The sequence below is a fragment of the Parahoeflea halophila genome (genome assembly GCF_900220985.1).
Taxonomy (GTDB): Bacteria; Pseudomonadota; Alphaproteobacteria; order Rhizobiales; family Rhizobiaceae; genus Hoeflea; species Hoeflea halophila.
Map to the genome: position 1 here is coordinate 47,184 of NZ_OCPC01000005.1, position 20,473 is coordinate 67,656.

The 20,473-nt window shown below is 59.8% G+C and carries 16 protein-coding genes; 8 read left to right on the forward strand and 8 right to left on the reverse strand.

Annotated features, from left to right (window positions below; all coding sequences use genetic code 11):
- Positions 1–52 precede the first annotated feature (52 nt).
- Entirely contained in the window at positions 53–553 is a 501-nt protein-coding gene (locus CRO46_RS15670) for a TRAP transporter small permease subunit (RefSeq protein WP_097108750.1), read from the forward strand.
- Positions 554–556: 3 nt separating this feature from the next.
- Positions 557–1,870: a TRAP transporter large permease gene (locus CRO46_RS15675; protein ID WP_097108751.1), complete on the forward strand. Its 1,314-nt coding sequence runs from the start codon at positions 557–559 to the stop codon at positions 1,868–1,870.
- Positions 1,871–1,906: 36 nt separating this feature from the next.
- Here the strand turns inward: CRO46_RS15675 and CRO46_RS15680 are convergent, their stop codons facing one another.
- The 8 genes from CRO46_RS15680 to CRO46_RS15715 form a co-directional block, all read right to left on the reverse strand.
- The gene (locus CRO46_RS15680) at positions 1,907–3,118 is read right to left on the reverse strand and encodes a trypsin-like serine peptidase (protein ID WP_097108752.1); all 1,212 of its coding nucleotides are present in this window, start codon (positions 3,116–3,118) and stop codon (positions 1,907–1,909) included.
- A 65-nt stretch (positions 3,119–3,183) separates the two neighbouring features.
- Positions 3,184–5,526: a S8 family serine peptidase gene (locus tag CRO46_RS15685; protein ID WP_179759088.1), complete on the reverse strand. Its 2,343-nt coding sequence runs from the start codon at positions 5,524–5,526 to the stop codon at positions 3,184–3,186.
- Positions 5,527–5,583: 57 nt separating this feature from the next.
- On the reverse strand, positions 5,584–6,891 hold the full coding sequence (locus CRO46_RS15690) for a matrixin family metalloprotease (RefSeq protein WP_179759089.1): 1,308 nt from the start codon (positions 6,889–6,891) through the stop codon (positions 5,584–5,586).
- Positions 6,892–6,914: 23 nt separating this feature from the next.
- Positions 6,915–7,727 carry a hypothetical protein gene (locus tag CRO46_RS15695; protein ID WP_097108755.1) on the reverse strand — a complete coding sequence of 271 codons (813 nt, stop codon included), beginning with the start codon at positions 7,725–7,727 and terminating at the stop codon, positions 6,915–6,917.
- Between the two features lie 87 nt (positions 7,728–7,814).
- Positions 7,815–8,915, reverse strand: coding sequence for a trypsin-like serine peptidase (locus CRO46_RS15700; RefSeq protein ID WP_097108756.1), 1,101 nt, complete (start codon positions 8,913–8,915; stop codon positions 7,815–7,817).
- Positions 8,916–9,318: 403 nt separating this feature from the next.
- The gene (locus CRO46_RS15705) at positions 9,319–11,271 is read right to left on the reverse strand and encodes a di-heme-cytochrome C peroxidase (RefSeq protein WP_097108757.1); all 1,953 of its coding nucleotides are present in this window, start codon (positions 11,269–11,271) and stop codon (positions 9,319–9,321) included.
- 85 nt (positions 11,272–11,356) lie between these two features.
- Positions 11,357–12,565: a helix-turn-helix transcriptional regulator gene (locus CRO46_RS15710; protein ID WP_097108758.1), complete on the reverse strand. Its 1,209-nt coding sequence runs from the start codon at positions 12,563–12,565 to the stop codon at positions 11,357–11,359.
- A gap of 316 nt (positions 12,566–12,881) precedes the next feature.
- Positions 12,882–13,943: an aminopeptidase gene (locus CRO46_RS15715; RefSeq protein ID WP_244577925.1), complete on the reverse strand. Its 1,062-nt coding sequence runs from the start codon at positions 13,941–13,943 to the stop codon at positions 12,882–12,884.
- A gap of 433 nt (positions 13,944–14,376) precedes the next feature.
- On the opposite strand from CRO46_RS15715, the gene CRO46_RS15720 reads away from it, so the two are divergent.
- The 6 genes from CRO46_RS15720 to CRO46_RS15745 all read left to right on the forward strand — a co-directional run bounded on the left by CRO46_RS15720 (position 14,377) and on the right by CRO46_RS15745 (position 20,378).
- On the forward strand, positions 14,377–15,453 hold the full coding sequence (locus CRO46_RS15720) for an ABC transporter ATP-binding protein (RefSeq protein ID WP_097108759.1): 1,077 nt from the start codon (positions 14,377–14,379) through the stop codon (positions 15,451–15,453).
- A gap of 9 nt (positions 15,454–15,462) precedes the next feature.
- Positions 15,463–16,533, forward strand: coding sequence for an ABC transporter ATP-binding protein (locus CRO46_RS15725; RefSeq protein WP_097108760.1), 1,071 nt, complete (start codon positions 15,463–15,465; stop codon positions 16,531–16,533).
- Position 16,534: 1 nt separating this feature from the next.
- Entirely contained in the window at positions 16,535–17,401 is an 867-nt protein-coding gene (locus tag CRO46_RS15730; RefSeq protein ID WP_097108761.1) for a carbohydrate ABC transporter permease, read from the forward strand.
- A 67-nt stretch (positions 17,402–17,468) separates the two neighbouring features.
- Positions 17,469–18,299, forward strand: coding sequence for a carbohydrate ABC transporter permease (locus CRO46_RS15735; RefSeq protein ID WP_097109032.1), 831 nt, complete (start codon positions 17,469–17,471; stop codon positions 18,297–18,299).
- Between the two features lie 12 nt (positions 18,300–18,311).
- Positions 18,312–18,593: a DUF2160 domain-containing protein gene (locus CRO46_RS15740; protein WP_097108762.1), complete on the forward strand. Its 282-nt coding sequence runs from the start codon at positions 18,312–18,314 to the stop codon at positions 18,591–18,593.
- A 63-nt stretch (positions 18,594–18,656) separates the two neighbouring features.
- The gene (locus CRO46_RS15745) at positions 18,657–20,378 is read left to right on the forward strand and encodes an ABC transporter substrate-binding protein (RefSeq protein WP_097108763.1); all 1,722 of its coding nucleotides are present in this window, start codon (positions 18,657–18,659) and stop codon (positions 20,376–20,378) included.
- Positions 20,379–20,473: the final 95 nt, after the last annotated feature.

Genomic DNA, 20,473 nt, shown 5'->3' on the forward strand with positions numbered 1-20,473 from the left:
GGGCCGGAGGCAGCCTTGCCTTCGGCCCTTGCGGTCAAACCAGGGACTGACGATGAAAAAACTGGAACGGACCTTCATGCTCATGTCTCGCGGGGCGGCCACCCTTGGCGTGCTGTTTCTACTGCTGGTTGCGGCGATGTCCGTCGCCGATATCGTGGTGAGGGAAATCACCGGACGCCCGATCCGCGGCGCGCACGATCTGGCCAGCCTGCTGACGATCATCATCATCGCGTCATCCTTCCCAGCCGGTCTGCTCGAACGCCGCCAGATCAAGGTGACCGTGCTTGGAAGCTTCCTGCCCGAAAGCATCAACCGGGCCATGGAAGTGCTCGGCGCGGTGCTGACCGGTGCTATGTTCCTGTTCATTGCCTATTTCGTGACACTTCACGCAATGCGCGTGAGCGACAATCATCAGGCCACCATGGTCCTCAACATGCCGATCGGTCCGTGGTGGTGGATTGCCAGCATCTGTTTCTGGGCCTGCATTCCCGCCCAGCTTTTCGTCATCATCGCCGAAATCCTCGGTCAACCCGCTGCCCAACATCAGGACTAAGACATGGATCCCGCAACCATTGGCCTGCTCGGCATGGCCCTGATGCTTCTCCTCATCTTCATCCATGTGCCAATCGGCGTGGCTATGGGGATTTCCGGAGTCCTGACCTTCGGCCTGATCCGTGGCAGCTTCGGCCCGGCGTTGTCGCTGTTCGGGACCGAGACTGTCAGCAAGGTCGCCAGTCTCGAACTCGCGGTCGTCCCGCTGTTCCTGCTCATGGGCGCTTTCGCCACCTTTGGCGGCCTGTCGGCGGATCTTTACCGCATCGCCTATGCCTTCATCGGGCATGTGCGCGGCGGGTTGGCGATCGCGACCATTGGCGGCTGTGCCGGTTTCGGTGCGATCTGCGGGTCATCGATCGCCACGGCAACCACGATGACCCGCGTTGCCCTGCCCGAGATGATGAACAGGAACTATTCGGAGAGGCTGTCAACCGGATCCATCGCGGCCGGTGGCACGCTGGGGATGCTGATCCCGCCTTCGATCATCCTGGTGCTTTACGGGGTGCTGACAGAGCAGTTCGTCAAGACATTGTTCGTCGCGGCGCTGATCCCCGCCATCCTCGCGGTGGGCCTGCACATTGTCACCATCATCATCCTGGTCCGTCGCAACCCGGCGCTGGCTCCCGAGGGCGACGTCTTGCCCTGGTCAGAGGGCTGGAAAGCGCTCAGGAACGGCTGGGCTGCGGTTCTTCTGATGATCGTGGTGACCGGCGGAATCTATGCCGGCATCTTTTCGGTCAACGAGTCTGCTGCTGTCGGCGCCTTCCTCGCCTTCCTGATTGCCGTTCTACGCCGCCGCCTTTCCCTGAAAGGATTCTGGGCAGCGCTGCGCGACACCGCGGCAACCACCTCGATGATCTACCTGATGATCATCGGCGCCTCGATCTTCACCTATTCGGTGACGCTCTCCGGATTGCCGGAAATCATCGTCAGCGGAATCCGCGACACCGGATTACCGGGCATCTGGGTGGTGATCCTGCTGATGGTGATGTACCTGATCCTGGGCGCGATCTTCGACACCATCTCATCGATGGTGATCACCATTCCCTTCGTCTTCCCCCTGATCCTCGGCTACGGATACGATCCGATCTGGTGGGGTATTCTGACGGTCATGGTGATCGAGATCGGGATGATCACACCCCCCATCGGCATGAATGTCTTTGTCATGAAGGCCATGCTGCCCGACACGAAACTCGGCACGATCTATGCCGGCGTGGGCCCGTTCATCCTGGCGGATGTCATACGGCTGGCCATCCTGATCGCCTTCCCGGCACTCTCCCTCGCGCTGGTCGACCTCTGGGACCTGCCGCGCTGAGAGGCCGCTGATCTCGGCCATTGCCGTGCGTGACGGTCACCGGTCAGCTTCGGCTGTTTCCCCGGGGCCGTCGCCCGGGACCGATGCGGGCCAATGATCGATCCGGATGCCCCTGTCAGCCAGCTCGCCGATAATCTTCGATATCCGGATCGCACGGTTTTCTGACCAGCTGCCCCCTTCTGCAAAGCCGTAGTGATGCAGCCCGACCAGAATTCCCGCCTCGTTGAAGACCGGGGAGCCGGAAGATCCGCCCAGCGTGTCGCAGCTGTGGGAAAAATCCGAGTCCGGCGCCAGGCCATCAACCGGGAGCTCGGCAATCATGCAATTGGTGCGGGCGATCTTCTTTGGCAGGCCAGCCGGGTGCTGAATGATCAGAACCGGGTTACCGCCGGCTGGCGGCGTGGCGGCTTCGCCGGCAAGTGCGTCGAGCGAAATGGTGCCGAACTGGGCGCCCGGATCGCCCTCGACGCGGACAAGGGCATAGTCCAGTTCCTCGCTGGTGAGTTGCGGATCAAAGCCAATGCAGTCGCGCTGCGTGACTTCACCGATGCGTCCAAGTTCGGTTTCATGATAGTTGAACTGCACCTTCATGTCGTCGCATTCGAGCTGAGACCGGACACAGTGAAAATTGGTCATCATCATCGAGTCCGACACCATGAAGCCGGTGCAGGAGGCGGTCAGGTGGTCCTGTATCAGCAACAGGCGTGCAACGGGAGACTGCAACTCCCAGACCAGTGGGCTGTTTTTGTAGAAGATGATTTTTTCCGTGTCGTCATCCCCGATGATCGAGAGGGCGGCACTGGTTTCATTCTGAACTGCTACCCGCCGGATCTCGATCGCGGTGTCCGGACCGGGATTGGTGACCCTGAAGGTAACAAGCACATAATCCCCATCGACAGCATCGCTCCACACTAGTCTGTCCTTTCGCAGCTCCTCGAGACCGAGCCTGCGAACAAGACGACCGGACTGGTCCCAGAACGACAGGCTTGCCGAGAGGTCTGCGCCGTCTAGCCCGACCGGACGGAACTGAACACGAAGATAGTTGGCGCCCGGATGCGAATATTCCCATTGCCAGAAGGCCCTGCCCTCTACATTGGCGACAAGGGGCGAAAGCGGCTCATTGACATCCAGCACGATCCCGGTGACTTGCGCCGCCCGCGGGGTGGCAGGCTCCGTCGGGTCCTGGGCCAGGGAAAAGGGTGCAATGCACAGGCTCCATGCGAATGCGAAGGCTGCAATGCGGGCCACACCTTGTATCCTCAACGCTCCTGCTCCTGTCTTACAACTCCAACATCAGAACCTGCGACCCAAGTTCAAAACATGGGTGAAATGTAGCTGCGGATATCGCGCAGCTGAAATGACAGCTCGCCATCGGCTTCGTCGGAATCGAAGGTTGCGACGTTGTAGCGGGTGGTCAGACGGCAATCGCTGACGCGGATCAACGGCGTATCGCGGCTTTCATCCTGGGCCTGATAGATCGCAACGTACTTGCGGCGCACGGGATCGTATTCGAGGCGGCGCAGGTGACGCAGACGGATTTGAAGGACATCGCCCCGTGGCCCGGTCAGGCACTCAATATAGGGGATTGCACCCATCGACGGCACGTCGAGCAGGTTGCCGGGATGATGCTCCACCACTCCTCCACGCTCCAGCGTCAAATGGGCCCGGCCCATATCCAGAGCCCGGGAAACATTCAGCCGTCCCCCCTTGAGTTGGCCATTGATCGAGGGGAACAGGTCGGAGGTATAGATCAGGCGGTTCTTGATGCGGATGGGAAGCAGCCGTGGTTGCTCGACCGAAAACTGAGCTTCAAACCGTGACTGGATAAGGGAAGCGGCGGCGGCCACTTGCGGGGTCGCCTGGGAGGTGCCGCTCATGGGTGCTGTGTAGCCCCCAAAAACTGTGCTGGTGATATCGGACGCGATTGCACCGATACCGAATTCCGGATTGGTGTTGGACCCTTGTTCCTCCGTGGCAACCCACACGCCCGGCCTGTCAGGATCACGGTCGAGACCGACCACTGTCAGCACATTGTCCAAAGCGTAGAAGCAGGCCGGCTGATAGTGACAACCGGCCAAGTGGTCCTGCCGGTCATTTCCGGCAGCAACCACGAACAGCATCACCTCGTCGTTTTCCTCGATCGACTGCCTGATCGCATCGTGGCCGTTGAAATTCCGCTGATAGTTCCAGCTGATGTTGACGATGCCCGTGGTCTCGAGATCCTGATCCAGGGAGATGTCGCGGATCTTCCTGCGGATTTGCTGCGTGTAGCGGGCGTCACGCATCGCCGGCTGATCAAGCGGAACATATCTGAGCCTGGCAAAGGGGTTGAGGCCCACATGACCCTTGCCCTGAAAGCTGGACGCAATGATGCCGCTTACATGTGTGCCGTGGTCGTGCGCCTTGTTGGCGGGTTCCGATGACGGCGCGCCGCAATCGGTCGTGCGCTCCCGGTCCAGTTGGGGCTGATGTGACGGCCACAGGCTGTTGTCGAGGTCGACATGGCCGGCAAGCCCGCAATGCTGGCTGTCAAATGCAAAATCGAACACCGTGATCCCCACCGGCCTTTTCAGGTAGTCGGGAAACGGCTGATCCGAATGCTTGAACGGATGATTGATCAGGTCAAAAAGTTCGGTGTCGGAGGGGTCCAGGCCGGCCACGACAACACCGGGGTTTTCAGGTTGACCGGAATTGGCCGGGGCAGCATCGCCATCCCCTTCTATGTGGCTTGTCTGCGGCCGGACCGAATTGACCGAGGTAATGTTGTCGGCAAGCGCGGTCGTGAGCAGTTCCACTGCACCAAACTCCCTCAGCACTTCCTGCCAGGCCGGGCTGAAGCGTTGCGAGGTGCTGACATTGCTGGCCACAATCTGCTTCTTAAACCGGGCATCGGAGAACTTCTCCGGCAGGCCGGTGCTTCCCAGTTCGTGGATCGCGAGCTCGGCGACCAGCTCGGCTTTTGGCAGTTTGATGGTTCCGCCATGCTCTTCGGCTGACCGTTTTGGATCGAACCACACCCGGTTGAGCCGCTGCGTCACCTCGAAACAGGACCGGTTCCAGTCGGAACAGTCGACACTCGGCACCCCGTCTATCACCGATGTGAATTGCTGTTCGATGGTGTCCTGCTGAAGCAATTCGGGCCGGAAGGTCTGCTCCACGATCGCCGCCCCGACCTCGAAGCTGATTTCCGGGACGACCAAAGGCACCGATCCATCCTGCGACCAAACACCCCTGGAGGCGACATAGCCGCCCACGTGGCCAATGGCGGACCGAATGGCTTCCGGATCGGCAGGCACACGTTCCCGCTTGCACACGGAGGGGTTCAGATCACACAGCAGCGCATCCAGCCGGACGGAAAAGGAGCGGCCGAAATAGATGCCTTCCGCACGGAACAAATTGACGATGGGCTGGGCTGCCAGCTGCGGATCGTCGACCAGCGTGAGCGGCAGGTTGACCGTGTTGTAAAGGGCGACATAGAGATTCTCGAGGTCGGTCTCGAAGCGATAATCGCCGCTGTCGACGGTGCGCCAGCTCACCGGCAAAGCCACATCCGCGATTCCCTGGATGGATTCCGAGCGATCGGCCGCCGTGATCTCTGCTGCCTGGGCCAGCGAAAGGCCAGCCAGAACCAGTCCCGCGGAGAGTGTAAGGGGCATTGCCCGTCTGGGGTTGCAAGCAGCCTGCGTTCGCATGAGAGCCTCCCGCTCGGTCGATCAGGGTTTCATATAGGTAATGGCAAGATTGAAAGTCGCCGCCTCGTAGCCCCGCACCATGACATAGGCACGCGATGCGCCGGCCGGGACATCGACAACGCATTTCTCATCGGCACCATCCGTGTAGGGCCGGCAGTCATAATCCGCCCGGCTGGCGGGGGTGTCGAACTTGAGATAGAGGTCCGGATCACCGGTCCCGCTCATGACGGCCGAGAACTCGGAACCACCCTTGACGGGGACCGGCAGGCCCTGCGGTTCCCAATCCTTGTTTGCGGCCACCGTTATATCCTCGAAGGCGAGGGTCTGGGTCGGCGCTGCGGCACCAGGCGGCTGGCATACGGTGGGATCGATGGTGAAACCTGCCGCGGGGCCGTAGAGGCAGGCAATGCCGTTCCTGTCGAGATGGGTCAGCGTCAAGGACCAGTCGCCCTGGCCATTGCACTGCGGATAATGCATCACCGAGAAGGCGTCATAGTCGGTAACCGGGCGCCAATTATCATCTTCGTGGCAGGTGCCTGAATCGGGCCGCGTGTGCTCGTGGCGGATGCCGATGACATGGCCCAGTTCATGGCGCAGGATCCCGCGCAAGCTGAGCTTGCGCATGGGATCCAGCGTATAGCTTGAATCGTCGATCAGCACGTTGCGGGCGGGGCGGGCATCATGGGGGAAGAAAGCCCGAGCAAGATAGCGGCCGCCGCTGACCGGCCGGACATCGAACACGACGCTGGTGTTGTTCGGCGTGCAACTGGCGTCCTGGTCCAGTCGATGAATGAATTTCAGGTCGGCCGCAGCTTCCCATGCCGTAGCCGCTTGGCGCATGGCCTCCACCGTTTGCTGGTACCGGCTGCCGAAGGAAAGACTGACGCAGTAGCTCAGCGCCCGTCTTTCCGACTGGCTCCAGATCGCATCAAGGCCGCCGACCGTTATCACTGCAAGCTCGGGAACCTTCGGATCCACGCTGTTTGCAGCTTCGTTCCTGAGACGGGCAAAATATTCCCGCAACTGTTTCTCATTGGCGATCGCGGTGTCGCCATTGACGATGAACTTGCCGTTCTCGCCCGGCTCTTTGTAGAGACTTTCGCGGAACTCCTCGAAGGTCATTTTCAGCAGCTCCCGGCGCCTGGCCTCCGCGGCTTCCGCCAGTTTCTTGCGGGCTTCGAGCAACTCATCGCTGATTTCGGAACTGCCCATAAAGGGTGCTTCTTCGTCCTCAGCGGCCTGGGCCGCAGGTGAGGTGAGCAACAGGCCGCCCGCCAGCAGGAATGCCGCGCCGACAGGCCGGCTGCTGTTTTTCACGAGATGCATCATGGTCCTTCTCCCAAAATTACAGTTCATGGAATGGCGCGAGGCTGTGGAACAGCTTCGTTGAGCACCATCACAATGCGTGCAAACCCGCGTGCGGGAGCACGGATGGAGAGTGTCAGATCCGAGGCGGCATCTTCTGGCTGACAAGCTGCCGGCAAGGTGGCGAGCAGAACATCTGCCACCGGCGTGCCATCGCGGTCGGGGAGTTCGAACAGATTGAGCCCGACATCTTCCGCAGCACAGCCGCCAAGCGCCATTTTCGCTGTGATCCGGTAACCGCCGTCCGCGTCGGCACCTACACCTGACACCTCCATGCGGGGCAGCCGAGCCTCTGGATCGCGGTTTGCTTCAAGAACGATATCGTGGCCGCCGGTTCCGGAACTTTTGAACATGATGGGCTGGTCCGAACGCCCCTCCGCATTCCCGCGCCAGGGCTTGGCGACCAGGTATATACCCTGACCGTTGACGTTGGCGGGAAGCAGGATGCGGATTTTCCCATCCACCGGTCTGGCAATGTCGGGGCAGCCGGCTTCGGAGGCTTTCTGCCTCAACACCAGAACAAAGGGACCATCTTCAGCCGAGGCATAAAGAACCGGTTCCACGCCCGCCTCCATAACGCAGGGACTGATGAAGGTAACCGTCAACGACAGCGATGGCCGCCCTGCCGCATCAACTTCCCCAGCAACCTCATTGACATAAGGTGAGCCGGCCAGGGAGATGATCGCATCTTCCTCAACCACCAGGTCCGAGGCTGCTGCTGCCGGCAAAAAGCCGGCTGAAGCAACAAGGCCGAGGCCTGCGGCTTTGATGAAATGCGACAATCTGGTTGTCACGGGCATGGAACACTCCTCGGTCTTTCAATACCTCGGACACGGCGCGCCGGATCGAATTGGAAAGGCTCTGACGCGCCGGTTCCCGGAAGGAGCCTAGTACTTGGCCTTCCACTTCTTCAGGTTTTCAAACACCGGCTTGCGGATGCGGGTACCACCGTTGAGACCCGTGCCGTCCACGCCATAAGCGTGGATGCCGTAGATGATCCGCTTCTTGGAGCTCTTGAAGTAGACATAGTCGGCGCTGCCGCTGTTACCGCCGAAGGTGTCACAGGGGTAGTACAGCCGATAGGTTGTGACGATGCTCATCTTGCAGAACGAGTGCCACATCGTGCCGAACGGCTTGTCGCCGGGATAGCCGTTGATGTTGATGTTGTAGCGCGGCATCGGGTTCTTCCAGCCATAGCCAAGCCAGCCAAGCTGATTGCCGATGTCCTTTTTCAGGACGATCATGGCGTAGTCGTAATTGCGCTGGTGGTTCTTGGTCCAGCCCTTGACCGCAATGGCACGTTTCCAGTCGATTTCACCGTAGGGACGTGAGGCGCCGCTCTGGCCCGGCGAGAACTTGAGGTTGGAATACCATTTGTCGGTGCGGATGTTGTAGACACAGTGAGCGGCGGTCAGAACGTGCCGCTTTCCAATCAGTGTTCCGGTGCACCCGATACCGATTCGCCCCATGGTGCGGAACGGATAGGCGGTGGTGTTGTTGACCTGCACCCTTGTATCAGCGCCGATCACGCTTTCGGCCGGGTTGGACAGCTCGGCGAAAGAGTCACTTTCCTCGTTTGAGCCGGGTTCCGAAAGCGCTGACGTGTCGCCCTCACTGCCCTCTTCCAGCGTGGTGACCATTTCGAGCATTGCCTTCAGCGCGGCATCATCGGGCGCCAGTTCCTCGATCTTGCCATCGGGTGTGACAGACACGGCCGTAAGCTGCTCCCTCGCCTCCGCCTCACTCAGATTGGCAGCCTCCTTGATGTAGACATCCTCCACCGGGAGCTCCGAGAGCGGAACGAAATTCTGGGAATCGTCGAACTCCGCTTCGGAGGCTGGCGGCGTGGTTGGAGCACCGTCGTCACCACCAAAGCCATCATCGGAATCCTGCGCCAGCGCTCCCGACATCAGGAAGGTGCCGGAGACCAGGATGGCCAGGGATGTTTTGACGAGCAGGCCGCTTCGGGCTTCGTTCTGCATATTCATGATAGGCCTCACAATGTTAAGGCTCCACGGGGGAACCGAAATTGGGAAAGCTTATGACGCAAGAATTGTAGACCGCTTGAGGGTGTAATAGTGACCCTGAGAAAGCTAAAAGACAAGAGGTCGAACAATGTTTGTCACAGCCGAACGGAAATTCATTTCCTGTCGATGGCCAAATTTCTTTCCTCCTGCATCTCACCGACAATTTTGTCCTTGAGTGATCGCTCGTTGAACTTTCAATGAACGATGTCAACTTCGAATAAGATCAAACTGCCGCCCGTTTCACGTCACCCGTTATGGGGATGGATTCAAAAACTGCCCGGCCGCAATGACAGGCGGCAGCGTTGCTCACAGCAAAAGCCGCCGAGTTGGCCGGCGGCTTGCAGGCAGCGCGAGACTGCAGGCGTCAGAGCGTCTTGAGATATTCCAGCAAGTCCAGCCGCTCATTCTCACTGAGATCGGCCGTGCCGTACTCATGGCCGGAATTGTAGTTCCCGGGCACAGGATTGCCCTCGTCATCGACCACTTCGAAGCGGAACGGCGGCACCTCGGTGCCATCGCTCAACAGGGCAACCGCAGCATCGTCGGTGCGGAACCCGACACGGTCCGGATCGAATTCCCGGCTGCCTACGTGAAAGCTCAAGGGTCGCTGGTCGGGGCCAGGCGCTGCCATGGTTTGCCCCTGCCTCAGGACAGTCCGCAGATGCGACGGCAGCAAGAGATCATGGAGTGTGGGTACCGAGCCGTTGTGCAGATAGGGAGCCGTGGCCCAGATCCCGTTCAGGGGACGCGCCTTGTAAGCCACGATCGAGTTTTCGGTGGCTGCTTCCTGGGACTTGAGGCATTGTTCCGCCAAGGCTTTCTTCTCCGGCGAAAGAGCCCCTGGAAGATACTCGGCCTCAGCAGAGAGGGCCGCTTCAAACCGTGCCGTCCTGACGCCGTCAACGACATCACCGACCACGCTTTCGAGCAACTCATCGAGTTTACCGACAACCACGCCGGCGGCTGCATTCTTGAGCATCAGCGTGGTGCTGTCCTGGCTCTCGATCTTCTCTCCCTTGACGATGAAGAATTTCCGTCCCTCATAGAGACCCGCATTGGAACGGTGCAACAGCGTGTTGCAGGCCAGCATGACGTCCGTGCCGACCTCCTCAACACCCGACATCTTGACCTTGATCGGCGAGGTAATGTCGCCAACGGCCAGATCATCGTGGCATTGGGCACATTTTTCCACGAAATGGGCGCGGCCACGCGTTGCTTTGTCCGCGTCGATGGAGCCAAACACCGCTTCGGGCCAGACCGGCGAACCTAGCTTCTCCAGGGTTTGCTCGAGATCGATCATCTCCTTCACACGCACGCTTGATTCATACCCGAGGAATGCCGGTTTCCACCGCGGACTGATCTCCACATGCGCGAACACGCCGATGACTTCAGAGACGTTGCGCACCAGGCCACCAACATCCGTGGTTTTGCCGAAGATCGGCAGCTTGACGATCTCGCCGGCAATTCCGTTCCACTGGATCTTGTCCTGCTGGGACGTGTTCCAGACATGCGGATAGCTTGCAGGCGCGTTGGATCTGACAGACTGGTGCAGGTCCCCGCCCTGCCCGACGAGCGCAACCTTGTTGAGAATGTGCCCCTGCGCATCGAGCCGGCCGTAGCCGTAGCGAACATCGGAGCGGTTCATCGCCAGCAGCCTGCCGCGATAGACCGCCAGTTCGGCAATCTGGGCCTGGAGCGCCTCGCGAGCCTGGCCGGTGTGGCCCGCGCCCAGCACACGGGTTGCAAAGCGCTCAAGCTTTCTCTCGTCGACAGACGTCGCCAGCAAGGCTGCGTGCAGGTCTTCCAGCATGGTCTGGAAGTCGGCCAGCGTCGGCGCGCCATCGACGCGGACGGTCTTGCCCCCGAACCGGATATCGGTGGTGTGGCAGGCCGAACAGTTGAGCCCCAGCCACTCCTGCCGCATGACACGGCCAGCGCAGATCGCCGGCAAGGTCTGGCACATGATGTCGGCGCTTCTTGAGCGGTCATGATCTACGACGAAACCGACGGGCAGACCGTAGGGATTGTAGCTCGAAGCCGGCTCCTGAAGATACCCGTACCGAGTGATGTTGTCTGGCGACAGGAAGGCTTCCTCGCTGTCGGCCTCCTCCAGCGCGCGCATCCAGGCCAGCGGGATGAGCCTCGACCCCTGGCTGGCACGATACCAGAAGGCCCGGTCGGCCTGGGTCCAGTTCTGATCCAGACAGAGCACTTCGTCCGTACAGGGTGACGCCGCTCGGACAACGTTGGCGCAGAAAGCGGTAAATCCCGCAACACAGACTGCAAACATGATCATGGGGAAGGTTACGCGGGTCATCGTCTCTTCCTTTCTGATAAAGCAGCCTTGCTGCCGGTCACTTCCTGCTTGATGTCAAACTCTCGGTCCTGATACTGATTTCGGCTTAGCTGGTTGCAAGTCCCCGCCCATCACCCAAACGGGTGACGGGGCCGCCCTCCGGGTCGTCCTGGAAGAAGATGTTTCGTGAATATTGCAGGGCGACGCGCATCAATTGCGACCGGCTTGAGGCCATGGTCTTCTGCAACACGGATTTGACCTGGGTATTGACCGTCTCGAGCGAACGATTGCGCTGCTCGCAAATCTCGGCATTGGTCATGCCTTTCGCCAACAGCCCGAGAACCTCCGTCTCGCTGCGGGTCAAGGAAAAGAACTGTGCCATCGCATCGGTATCGACATGGATGGCGAGACTGGTGTCGAGCGAGAACAAGGCATAACCGTTGAGCCGTTCACCGTTGAAGAAATCGGGCCTGGTGAGCGGACAGACTTCGATGCAAAGCGCGCTTTCGTGATGGTTGATTGGGTGCATCAACGCTTCCTTGCGCGGTCGCGCGCCAAAGCGGCCATGAGCCTGAATGTCGCTCAAGAGCTCGGCCAATCCATTGGCGCCGTCTTCCAGACGGGCAAGGAGCCGTTTGTCCGGGCTGAGGTGAAAAGCACCGAAAGCCTCCATCTGACGCTGAAACTCGTGATTGGCAAAAACAAGTTCGCCACGATGATCCAGGAGCGCAATCCCCACCCGCAGACCGTTATAGCCATCAGATAAAATATCCAGGCTCTGGTTCAGACGGCTGGTGTGGCGGCCGATATTGAGCGCCTTGGCCATATGCGGCAAGATGCTGTTGAGCTTCTTGAGACGTTCACCGGTGGGGAACCCGACCGATTCCGAAAACTGCAGTGCGAAGCGATCAACGGAGGTCTTGTCCTTGTTGAGCAAGCCTCCCATGCGATAGAATATGCCGTAATCCCGCATCGCCTGGGCATTGGGCCGCTGCATCAGTGCCTCCCGGCTGGGCGCAAGCACATCGTCACGGACCAGCTCGATCCCGTCCAGCTCCCTGGAATGGCGGGCAAACAGTGCCTGATCTTCCATCTCCAGATCCTGGTAATCCGTCAGGTACTTTTGAACAAGGCCCACCTGGTAGTTCGAACTGAAGTAGGTTGCATTGAGCTTCTCGATCCCGTGACGGACCTCGATGTCAAAAACAAAGGCTCCTCGAGCATCAATGGACTTGGCCAGAGAATGCAGTAAATCCGGCCATTTCTGAGGCTCAAGGGAGGCATCGTAAATGGAAAGGACGAGGTCCGAAACCAATATTACATTCCTTTTCCCAAACTGTGCTGGCGACGACAGAAATGCTATTTCAGCCTACCCCTGGAAGGTGAATTTTGCAATTATCGCGCCTGGCAAATCCGCAGCATCATAGGCTGGCTGACGATTATGCGTCACAAAGACTTTGGCGGCACTTGAAGAACCCACCAATAGTAAACAGAGACTTAATCATTGCGCCGGGCCGAAGGCTTACGCGATGATGCTCTCCGTCCTGCGAGAGGCACCGGAGCCAGGATATTCGGGGTCCACGGTTCAGCGACCGGGTCATGCCACCTGACGGCTTTCGACAAACCGAGCTTCACTCACAGGTCTGAGCAGTTTCAAGCGCCCTCGCCCGGTCAGCCCTGGCCAGCCGACCCAGCCGGTGAACCGCAGCATAAAAGCGGGGATAGTCGGCAGAGCAGAGTTCGAAGAGGCGGACAAAGGCGGGAACCTGATCGCTGTAGACCGATGTCGCAGCAAGCTTGGCGTTGTTGATCGGAGCTTCAAACCAGGCGTCGTATCCGGAGTACCCACCCCAGCGGGTGTCGCGCATGTGCCGGTAGCGCGATCTGAGCTCGTCGATCGCGGCTGATTTTGCGACGCGCCGGCTGTCCGTACTGCCCGGCCCGGCATAGATACGGGCCAGATCCGCCCGTGTCCGTGCCACCAGTCGGACAAAATCGGCGCTACGCTCCAGTCCGGCCTCGTAGCGATGCAGCGCGGCTTCATCGCCGCTGGCACGGAGCCATTTCCTTACCCCTGTGGTTTCCACCGCCACGGCAAACGCCTCGTTGAAGGCGGTATCGTCATTGACGTAGACACGCTGATGGGCAAGCTCATGAAAGATGAGCGCCGCGAGATAGGTCTTGTCTCCGCCGAACATCGTCGAGAGCAGCGGGTCGCTGGTCCAGCCCAGAGTCGAATAGGCAGTGATGCCAGAGACATGGACATCAAGCCCCTCCTCCTGAAGTTCACGAGCCGTGCTGATCGCGGTCGCCTTTGAAAAGTACCCCCGGTAAGGGACGCAACCAAACACCGGAAAACACCAGAATTTCGGCATCAGCGAAAATTCGGGCGCCGCGAAAACAGCCCAGGTGACGTATTCCCGGCCGATATCGACGTAAGAGCGATAACTGGCATTGTCAGGCAAATCGAGTTCGACGCTGGCAAACCGCCTGATGTCGCGCGCCACTGTCATCTGCGCCCGCAACGGCTCGGCTGTCGACGCATCGCCGATCAGCCTGTCGACATTCTGGCGCGCCGACATGATCTCGAGATGGCCATTGAGCGACTGTGCGTAGTAGGACACGGTGGTGCACCCGGCCAGGACGGTTACCAGGCCGATTGCGATGACCAGTCGAATGATGTTGCGATGCACGCTCTGCTCACATGTGCCCGAGCACGGGTTGCCAGCGCTCCTCAAGCCAATGGATGTGTTAAAGCGGCATTCCGCATTGTTCAAGTCCGAGAAGGGTGCGGTCCTTTCCACCTGCCGCACTGGCAAGGGAAAGACTTTCAGTTGGGCGCCGGGCCGGAAGTTTCACCGCGGGCCGGTCAAAGCCGCGCTGAATCGGGTTCAATGGTCGGGGTCCTGCAGTGGCAGCGCGAGAGCGAAAGACCGCTTAGATCCGCATATGCGCAATAAGCATTTTGTTTCGGTTTTTTTCGTTTGACATTCGGTTCCGGTTCCTTTTAACTTTCTTGAATTCGGGAATGCAGGACGTAAACTGACCCGCGGCAGGCACAAGAAGCGGGTCGAAGCTGTGTCCGACCCGCAATCCGGAGGCGAGTCTGGGGAGGACTTCTTCTATATGCTGGAACTGGACAACGTCTCCAAGATTGCAAACGGGGAAACCCACCTCAGTGACATATCGCTGAGACTGGAAAGCGGCTCGCTGAACGTTTTGCTCGGACCGACCCTGTCGGGCAAGACCAGCCTGATGCGGATCATGGCCGGCCTCGACCGACCGACACGCGGGCGTGTGCTGAGCGATGGAAAAGACGTGACCGGGCTGGCCGTGCAGAAGCGCAATGTCGCCATGGTCTACCAGCAATTCATCAATTATCCGGCGATGACCGTTTACGAGAACATTGCCTCGCCGCTGCGGATTGCCGGTGCTGACAAGGCGACGATCGAGCGTGAGGTGGCCCGCGCAGCGGAACTTCTGAGGCTCGGGCCCTATCTGCAACGCACGCCGCTCAACCTGTCGGGCGGGCAGCAACAGCGTACCGCGCTGGCACGCGCCATCGTCAAGAAAGCAGGCCTGGTGCTGCTCGACGAGCCGCTGGCCAATCTCGACTACAAATTGCGCGAGGAACTGCGCGCCGAATTGCCCAAGATCTTCTCGGAGTCGGGTGCCATTTTCGTTTACGCGACAACCGAACCATCCGAAGCTCTGCTGCTTGGGGGCGCCACAGCGACGCTGAGCGAAGGCCGGGTCACCCAGTTCGGACCAACGGTCGAGGTGTTCCGCAACCCCGTTGACCTGATGACCGCGCAAACATTTTCCGACCCGCCGATGAACCTGCTGCCAATGGAAAAACGGCAGGGGATGTTCGTCAAACAGGGTGTGCGCGACATCCCGGTTCCCGCAGAGCTTTCGCATCTGGCAGACGGGCCATGCACACTCGGCTTCCGGCCACACAATCTTTCGCTCGTCGCCGGCGCCGGCACCACACCACTTTCCGCCGAGGTGATGGTGACCGAGATCACCGGATCGGAAAGCTATGTGCATCTCATTCATGAAGACCAGCGCTGGGTGATGCTGACGAAGGGCATCCATGACGTTGACGCAGGCAAGATGATGGATGTGCATCTCGACACAGCTCACTTGATGGTCTTTGACCGCAATGGGCAGACGGTTCGCACCCAACCAGCGGGGGCTTGAGGACACACCATGGCCCGCATTGACCTTGACCATATCCGTCACGCCTACATGGCAAACCCGTCGCGCGAGGAAGATTACGCGCTGCGCGAGGTGCATCATTCCTGGGAGGACGGCGGCGCCTATGCGCTGCTTGGACCTTCGGGCTGCGGCAAGACCACGCTGCTCAACATCATCTCGGGCCTGCTGACACCGTCCGAAGGCAAGATATTGTTTGACGGCAAGGACGTGACCGGCCTGCAGCCGGAAGAACGCAACATCGCCCAGGTGTTCCAGTTCCCGGTCGTATACGACACCATGACGGTGGCCGACAATCTGGCCTTCCCGTTGCGCAATCGCGGAATGGCGGAAGCCGAGGTGCAGAGCCGGGTCGCCGAAGTGCTGGAGATGATCGATCTCGTTGATATTGCACATCGCAAAGCGCGGGGCCTGACCGCTGATCTCAAGCAGAAGATCTCACTCGGCCGCGGCCTGGTGCGCGCCGATGTCAACGCCATCCTGTTCGACGAGCCACTGACCGTTATCGATCCGCACATGAAATGGCAGCTGCGCTCGCAGCTCAAGCTTCTGCACCGCCGTTTCGGCCACACCATGGTCTATGTGACCCATGACCAGACCGAGGCGCTGACCTTCGCCGACAAGGTGGTGGTGATGTATGGCGGCGAGATCGTCCAGATCGGCACGCCGCAGGAGCTGTTCGAACGTCCCAGCCACACCTTCGTCGGCTATTTCATCGGCTCGCCGGGGATGAATGTGCTGCCGGTCGCGCTGGATGGTGCACGGGCACAGCTGGGGCAGCATTCGATCGCGCTGCCGGGCGCAGCGAGCCTTGGCGACGGAAAACGCACCGAACTCGGCATCCGCCCCGAATTCGTGCAGCTGGGAACCGAAGGCATGCCGGTAAGCATTCGCGCCATCGAGGATATCGGGCGCCAGAAGATCGTGCGTGCCATGATCGAGGGGAACGAGCTGGCGATCGTGCTCAATGAAGACGCGTCGGTCCCCGCCGACCCGCACGTCACCTTCGATCCTGCCGGTATCAATGTCTACGCCGACGACTGGCGCGTAAAGCTGGGAGGCTGAGATGGACAAGAGCTGGAACAACAAAGCCTGGTTCCTGGTATTGCCCGTGCTGCTGCTGGTGGCATTTTCGGCCGTGATCCCGCTGATGACGGTGGTCAACTACTCGGTACAGGACACCTTCGGAAACAACCAGTTCTTCTGGGCCGGCACCGACTGGTTTTCAGACGTGCTGTCTTCCGCGCGCTTCCACGATGCGCTTTTGCGCAATCTGGCATTCTCGGCAATCATCCTTTTGATCGAGGTGCCGCTGGGTATCTTCATCGCGCTCAACATGCCGCGCAAAGGCCTGGGCGTGCCGTTCTGCCTGGTGTTCATGTCTCTGCCGCTGCTGATCCCGTGGAACGTGGTCGGCACCATCTGGCAAGTGTTCGGCCGGGTCGACATCGGGCTTCTGGGCTATACGCTCAATTCGATCGGCATCGACTACAACTACGTCAGCGATCCTTTCGACGCCTGGGTGACTGTCATCATCATGGATGTCTGGCACTGGACCAGCCTGGTGGTGCTGCTGTGCTATGCCGGGCTGGTGTCGATCCCCGACGCCTATTACCAGGCGGCCAAGATCGATGGCGCCTCGCGCTGGTCGGTGTTCCGGTTCATCCAGCTGCCGAAGATGAACCGGGTGCTGCTGATCGCCGTGCTGTTGAGGTTCATGGACAGTTTCATGATCTACACCGAGCCCTTCGTCGTCACCGGCGGCGGTCCCGGCAACGCCACCACCTTCCTGTCGATCGATCTGGTGAAGACTGCGATTGGCCAGTTCGACGTCGGCCCGGCAGCTGCGATGAGCCTGATCTACTTCCTGATCATCCTTTTGCTGTCATGGGTCTTCTACACCGTGATGATCACCAACGATGCCAAGGGCTGAGGGAGAGCGTACCATGACAAATTCCATCCCCGCCGCATCGCAGACCAGCCTCGATGCCAATGCAGCCATGGCACGGCGGACGCGGCGGTCCAATGCCATCGCGCGGTATTCCTTCCTGGTCCCGCTGATCTACATCGTGCTTCTGATGTTGCCGATCTACTGGCTCATCAACATGAGCTTCAAGACCAATGCCGAAATCCTTGGAGCCTTTTCGCTGTGGCCGCGTGATCCGACGATTGCCAACTACATGGTCATCTTCACCGATCCCTCCTGGTACAGCGGCTACATCAACTCGATCATCTACGTGGTGATGAACATGGTGATCGCGGTGGCTGTGGCGCTGCCTGCGGCCTATGCGTTCTCGCGCTACCGGTTTCTGGGCGACAAGCACCTGTTTTTCTGGCTGCTGACCAACCGTATGGCGCCGCCAGCGGTGTTCGCGCTGCCGTTCTTCCAGCTCTATTCCGCCTTCGGACTGATCGACACCCACATCGCCGTCGCCATCGCGCATTGCCTGTTCAACGTGCCGCTGGCTGTGTGGATCCTCGAGGGCTTCATGTCGGGGGTGCCCAAGGAGATCGATGAAACCGCCTATATCGACGGCTACTCGTTCCCGAAATTCTTCGTCAAGATCTTTATGCCGCTGATTGCGAGCGGCATCGGCGTGGCGGCGTTCTTCTGCTTCATGTTCTCGTGGGTGGAACTGCTGATCGCCCGCACGCTGACGGTAACCGACGCCAAGCCGATTGCCGCCACCATGACCCGGACAGTTTCCGCGTCCGGGCTCGACTGGGGGGTGCTGGCCGCCGCAGGTGTGCTCACCATCATTCCGGGCGCGCTGGTGATCTGGTTTGTCCGCAACTACATCGCCAAGGGCTTTGCCCTGGGCCGCGTCTGAGGAGGCTGGGTTATGGATCTGTCATGGATGGCCTGGACCGGACCTACCGCAATCTTCTTTCTTGTCATTCTCATGCTGGTCATCGGCATGGGGGTCTGGGAGTACTTTGTCCCCGGCGGATCGCCGCGGGTCGGAATCTTGCGCTTTGAAACCACGCGCGGCGACCGTTTGTTCGTTTCGCTGCTGGGATCGGCGTTCATCCATCTCGCCTGGCTCGGCCTTGTCGGTCCGAACCTGTGGTGGGCTCTTGCCCTGTCCGTGGTCTACGCCGTCGGCGTGTTCCGCTTGGTCTAGGGTTAACATACCGGAAACGGCAATACCGCCGTTTCTGTTTTCGCAAGCCGGGAGGAAACCATAATGCGGAGACATCTACTGTTATCAACAGCGGCCATGGCGCTCATGTTCAGCGCCGGAGTCGCACAGGCCGGAATGGAAGAAGCCAAGAGCTTCCTGGACGCAGAAATCGGCGACCTGTCGACGCTCGACCGGGCTGCTCAGGAAGCCGAAATGCAATGGTTCGTCGATGCGGCGCAACCATTTCAAGGCATGGACATCAAGGTGGTTTCGGAAACCATCACCACGCATGAATACGAATCCAAGGTGCTGGCCCCGGCCTTTACCGCGATCACCGGGATCAAGGTCACCCACGACCTGATCGGCGAAGGCGACGTGGTCGAGAAGCTGCAGACGCAAATGCAGTCGGGCGAAAACATCTACGATGCCTATGTCAATGATTCCGACCTGATCGGCACGCACTGGCGCTACCAGCAGGTACGCAACCTGACCGACTGGATGGCCAATGAAGGCTCCGAAGTGACGAGCCCGACCCTGGACGTGGAAGATTTCATCGGCCGCTCGTTTACGACCGCCCCCGATGGCAAGCTCTACCAGCTGCCGACGCAGCAGTTCGCCAACCTCTATTTCTTCCGCTACGACTGGTTCAACGACGAGAAGAACAAGGCCGACTTCAAGGAAAAATACGGCTACGAGCTTGGCGTACCGGTCAACTGGTCAGCCTATGAGGACATCGCCGAATTCTTCACCGGCCGCGAGATCGACGGCAAGAAGGTCTATGGCCACATGGACTACGGCAAGAAGGACCCGTCGCTCGGCTGGCGCTTCACCGATGCCTGGCTGTCGATGGCCGGCAATGGCGACAAGGGCATTCCAAACGGCCTTCCGGTCGACGAATGGGGCATCAAGGTCGACGAGAACTCGCGTCCGGTCGGCTCCTGCGTTGCCCGCGGCGGCGACACCAACGGCCCCGCAGCGGTCTATTCGATCGAGAAGTATCTCGAGTGGATGGAAAAATATGCGCCGGCAGCAGCCCAGGGCATGACCTTCGGTGAAGCGGGCCCGGTTCCATCGCAGGGCGAAATCGCCCAGCAGATGTTCACCTACACGGCATTCACGGCTGATTTCGTCAAGGAAGGCCTGCCGGTCGTCAACGAGGACGGCACGCCAAAATGGCGTTTCGCCCCGTCGCCGCATGGTGTGTACTGGAAGGAAGGCATGAAGCTCGGTTACCAGGACGCAGGCTCCTGGACGCTGATGAAGTCCACTCCCGAGGACCGCGCCAAGGCCGCCTGGCTCTATGCGCAGTTCGTCACCTCCAAGACGGTCGACGTGAAGAAGAGCCATGTCGGCCTCACCTTCATCCGCGAATCGACGCTGGCTCACGACTCCTTCACCGAACGGGCTCCGAAGCTCGGTGGACTGGTCGAGTTCTACCGTTCACCGGCCCGTGTGCAGTGGTCACCGACCGGCACCAACGTACCTGACTATCCTAAGCTCGCGCAGCTCTGGTGGCAGGCCATTGGTGATGCCTCGTCGGGCGCCAAAACTGCTCAGGAGGCCATGGACTCGCTGTGTGCCGAGCAGGAAAAGGTGTTGGAACGCCTCGAGCGTGCCGGCGTCCAGGGTGACATCGGCCCGAAATTGGCCGAAGAGCATGACCTGGAGTACTGGAATGCGGATGCCGTCTCCAAGGGCAACCTCGCACCACAGTTGAAGATCGAGAACGAAAAAGAACAGCCGATCACCATCAACTACGACGAACTGGTCAAGAGCTGGCAGTAAGCCTGACCGGCAAATGCTGACAATACAAAACTATCGATCGGGGCCTTCGGGCCCCGATTTTTTTTGGAACAAGCCATAACCCAATGCGCGCCGGA

Excerpts from the sequence above, each read along its gene's own strand:
- CRO46_RS15725 (WP_097108760.1), top strand. The coding sequence starts at position 15,463 with ATGGCCCGCATTGACCTTGACCATATCCGTCACGCCTACATGGCAAAC.
- CRO46_RS15730 (WP_097108761.1), top strand. The coding sequence starts at position 16,535 with ATGGACAAGAGCTGGAACAACAAAGCCTGGTTCCTGGTATTGCCCGTG.
- CRO46_RS15675 (WP_097108751.1), top strand. The coding sequence starts at position 557 with ATGGATCCCGCAACCATTGGCCTGCTCGGCATGGCCCTGATGCTTCTC.
- CRO46_RS15735 (WP_097109032.1), top strand. The coding sequence starts at position 17,469 with ATGGCACGGCGGACGCGGCGGTCCAATGCCATCGCGCGGTATTCCTTC.
- CRO46_RS15700 (WP_097108756.1), bottom strand. The coding sequence starts at position 8,915 with ATGAATATGCAGAACGAAGCCCGAAGCGGCCTGCTCGTCAAAACATCC.
- CRO46_RS15720 (WP_097108759.1), top strand. The coding sequence starts at position 14,377 with ATGCTGGAACTGGACAACGTCTCCAAGATTGCAAACGGGGAAACCCAC.
- CRO46_RS15685 (WP_179759088.1), bottom strand. The coding sequence starts at position 5,526 with ATGCCCCTTACACTCTCCGCGGGACTGGTTCTGGCTGGCCTTTCGCTG.
- CRO46_RS15670 (WP_097108750.1), top strand. The coding sequence starts at position 53 with ATGAAAAAACTGGAACGGACCTTCATGCTCATGTCTCGCGGGGCGGCC.
- CRO46_RS15705 (WP_097108757.1), bottom strand. The coding sequence starts at position 11,271 with ATGACCCGCGTAACCTTCCCCATGATCATGTTTGCAGTCTGTGTTGCG.
- CRO46_RS15740 (WP_097108762.1), top strand. The coding sequence starts at position 18,312 with ATGGATCTGTCATGGATGGCCTGGACCGGACCTACCGCAATCTTCTTT.
- CRO46_RS15695 (WP_097108755.1), bottom strand. The coding sequence starts at position 7,727 with ATGCCCGTGACAACCAGATTGTCGCATTTCATCAAAGCCGCAGGCCTC.
- CRO46_RS15745 (WP_097108763.1), top strand. The coding sequence starts at position 18,657 with ATGCGGAGACATCTACTGTTATCAACAGCGGCCATGGCGCTCATGTTC.
- CRO46_RS15690 (WP_179759089.1), bottom strand. The coding sequence starts at position 6,891 with ATGATGCATCTCGTGAAAAACAGCAGCCGGCCTGTCGGCGCGGCATTC.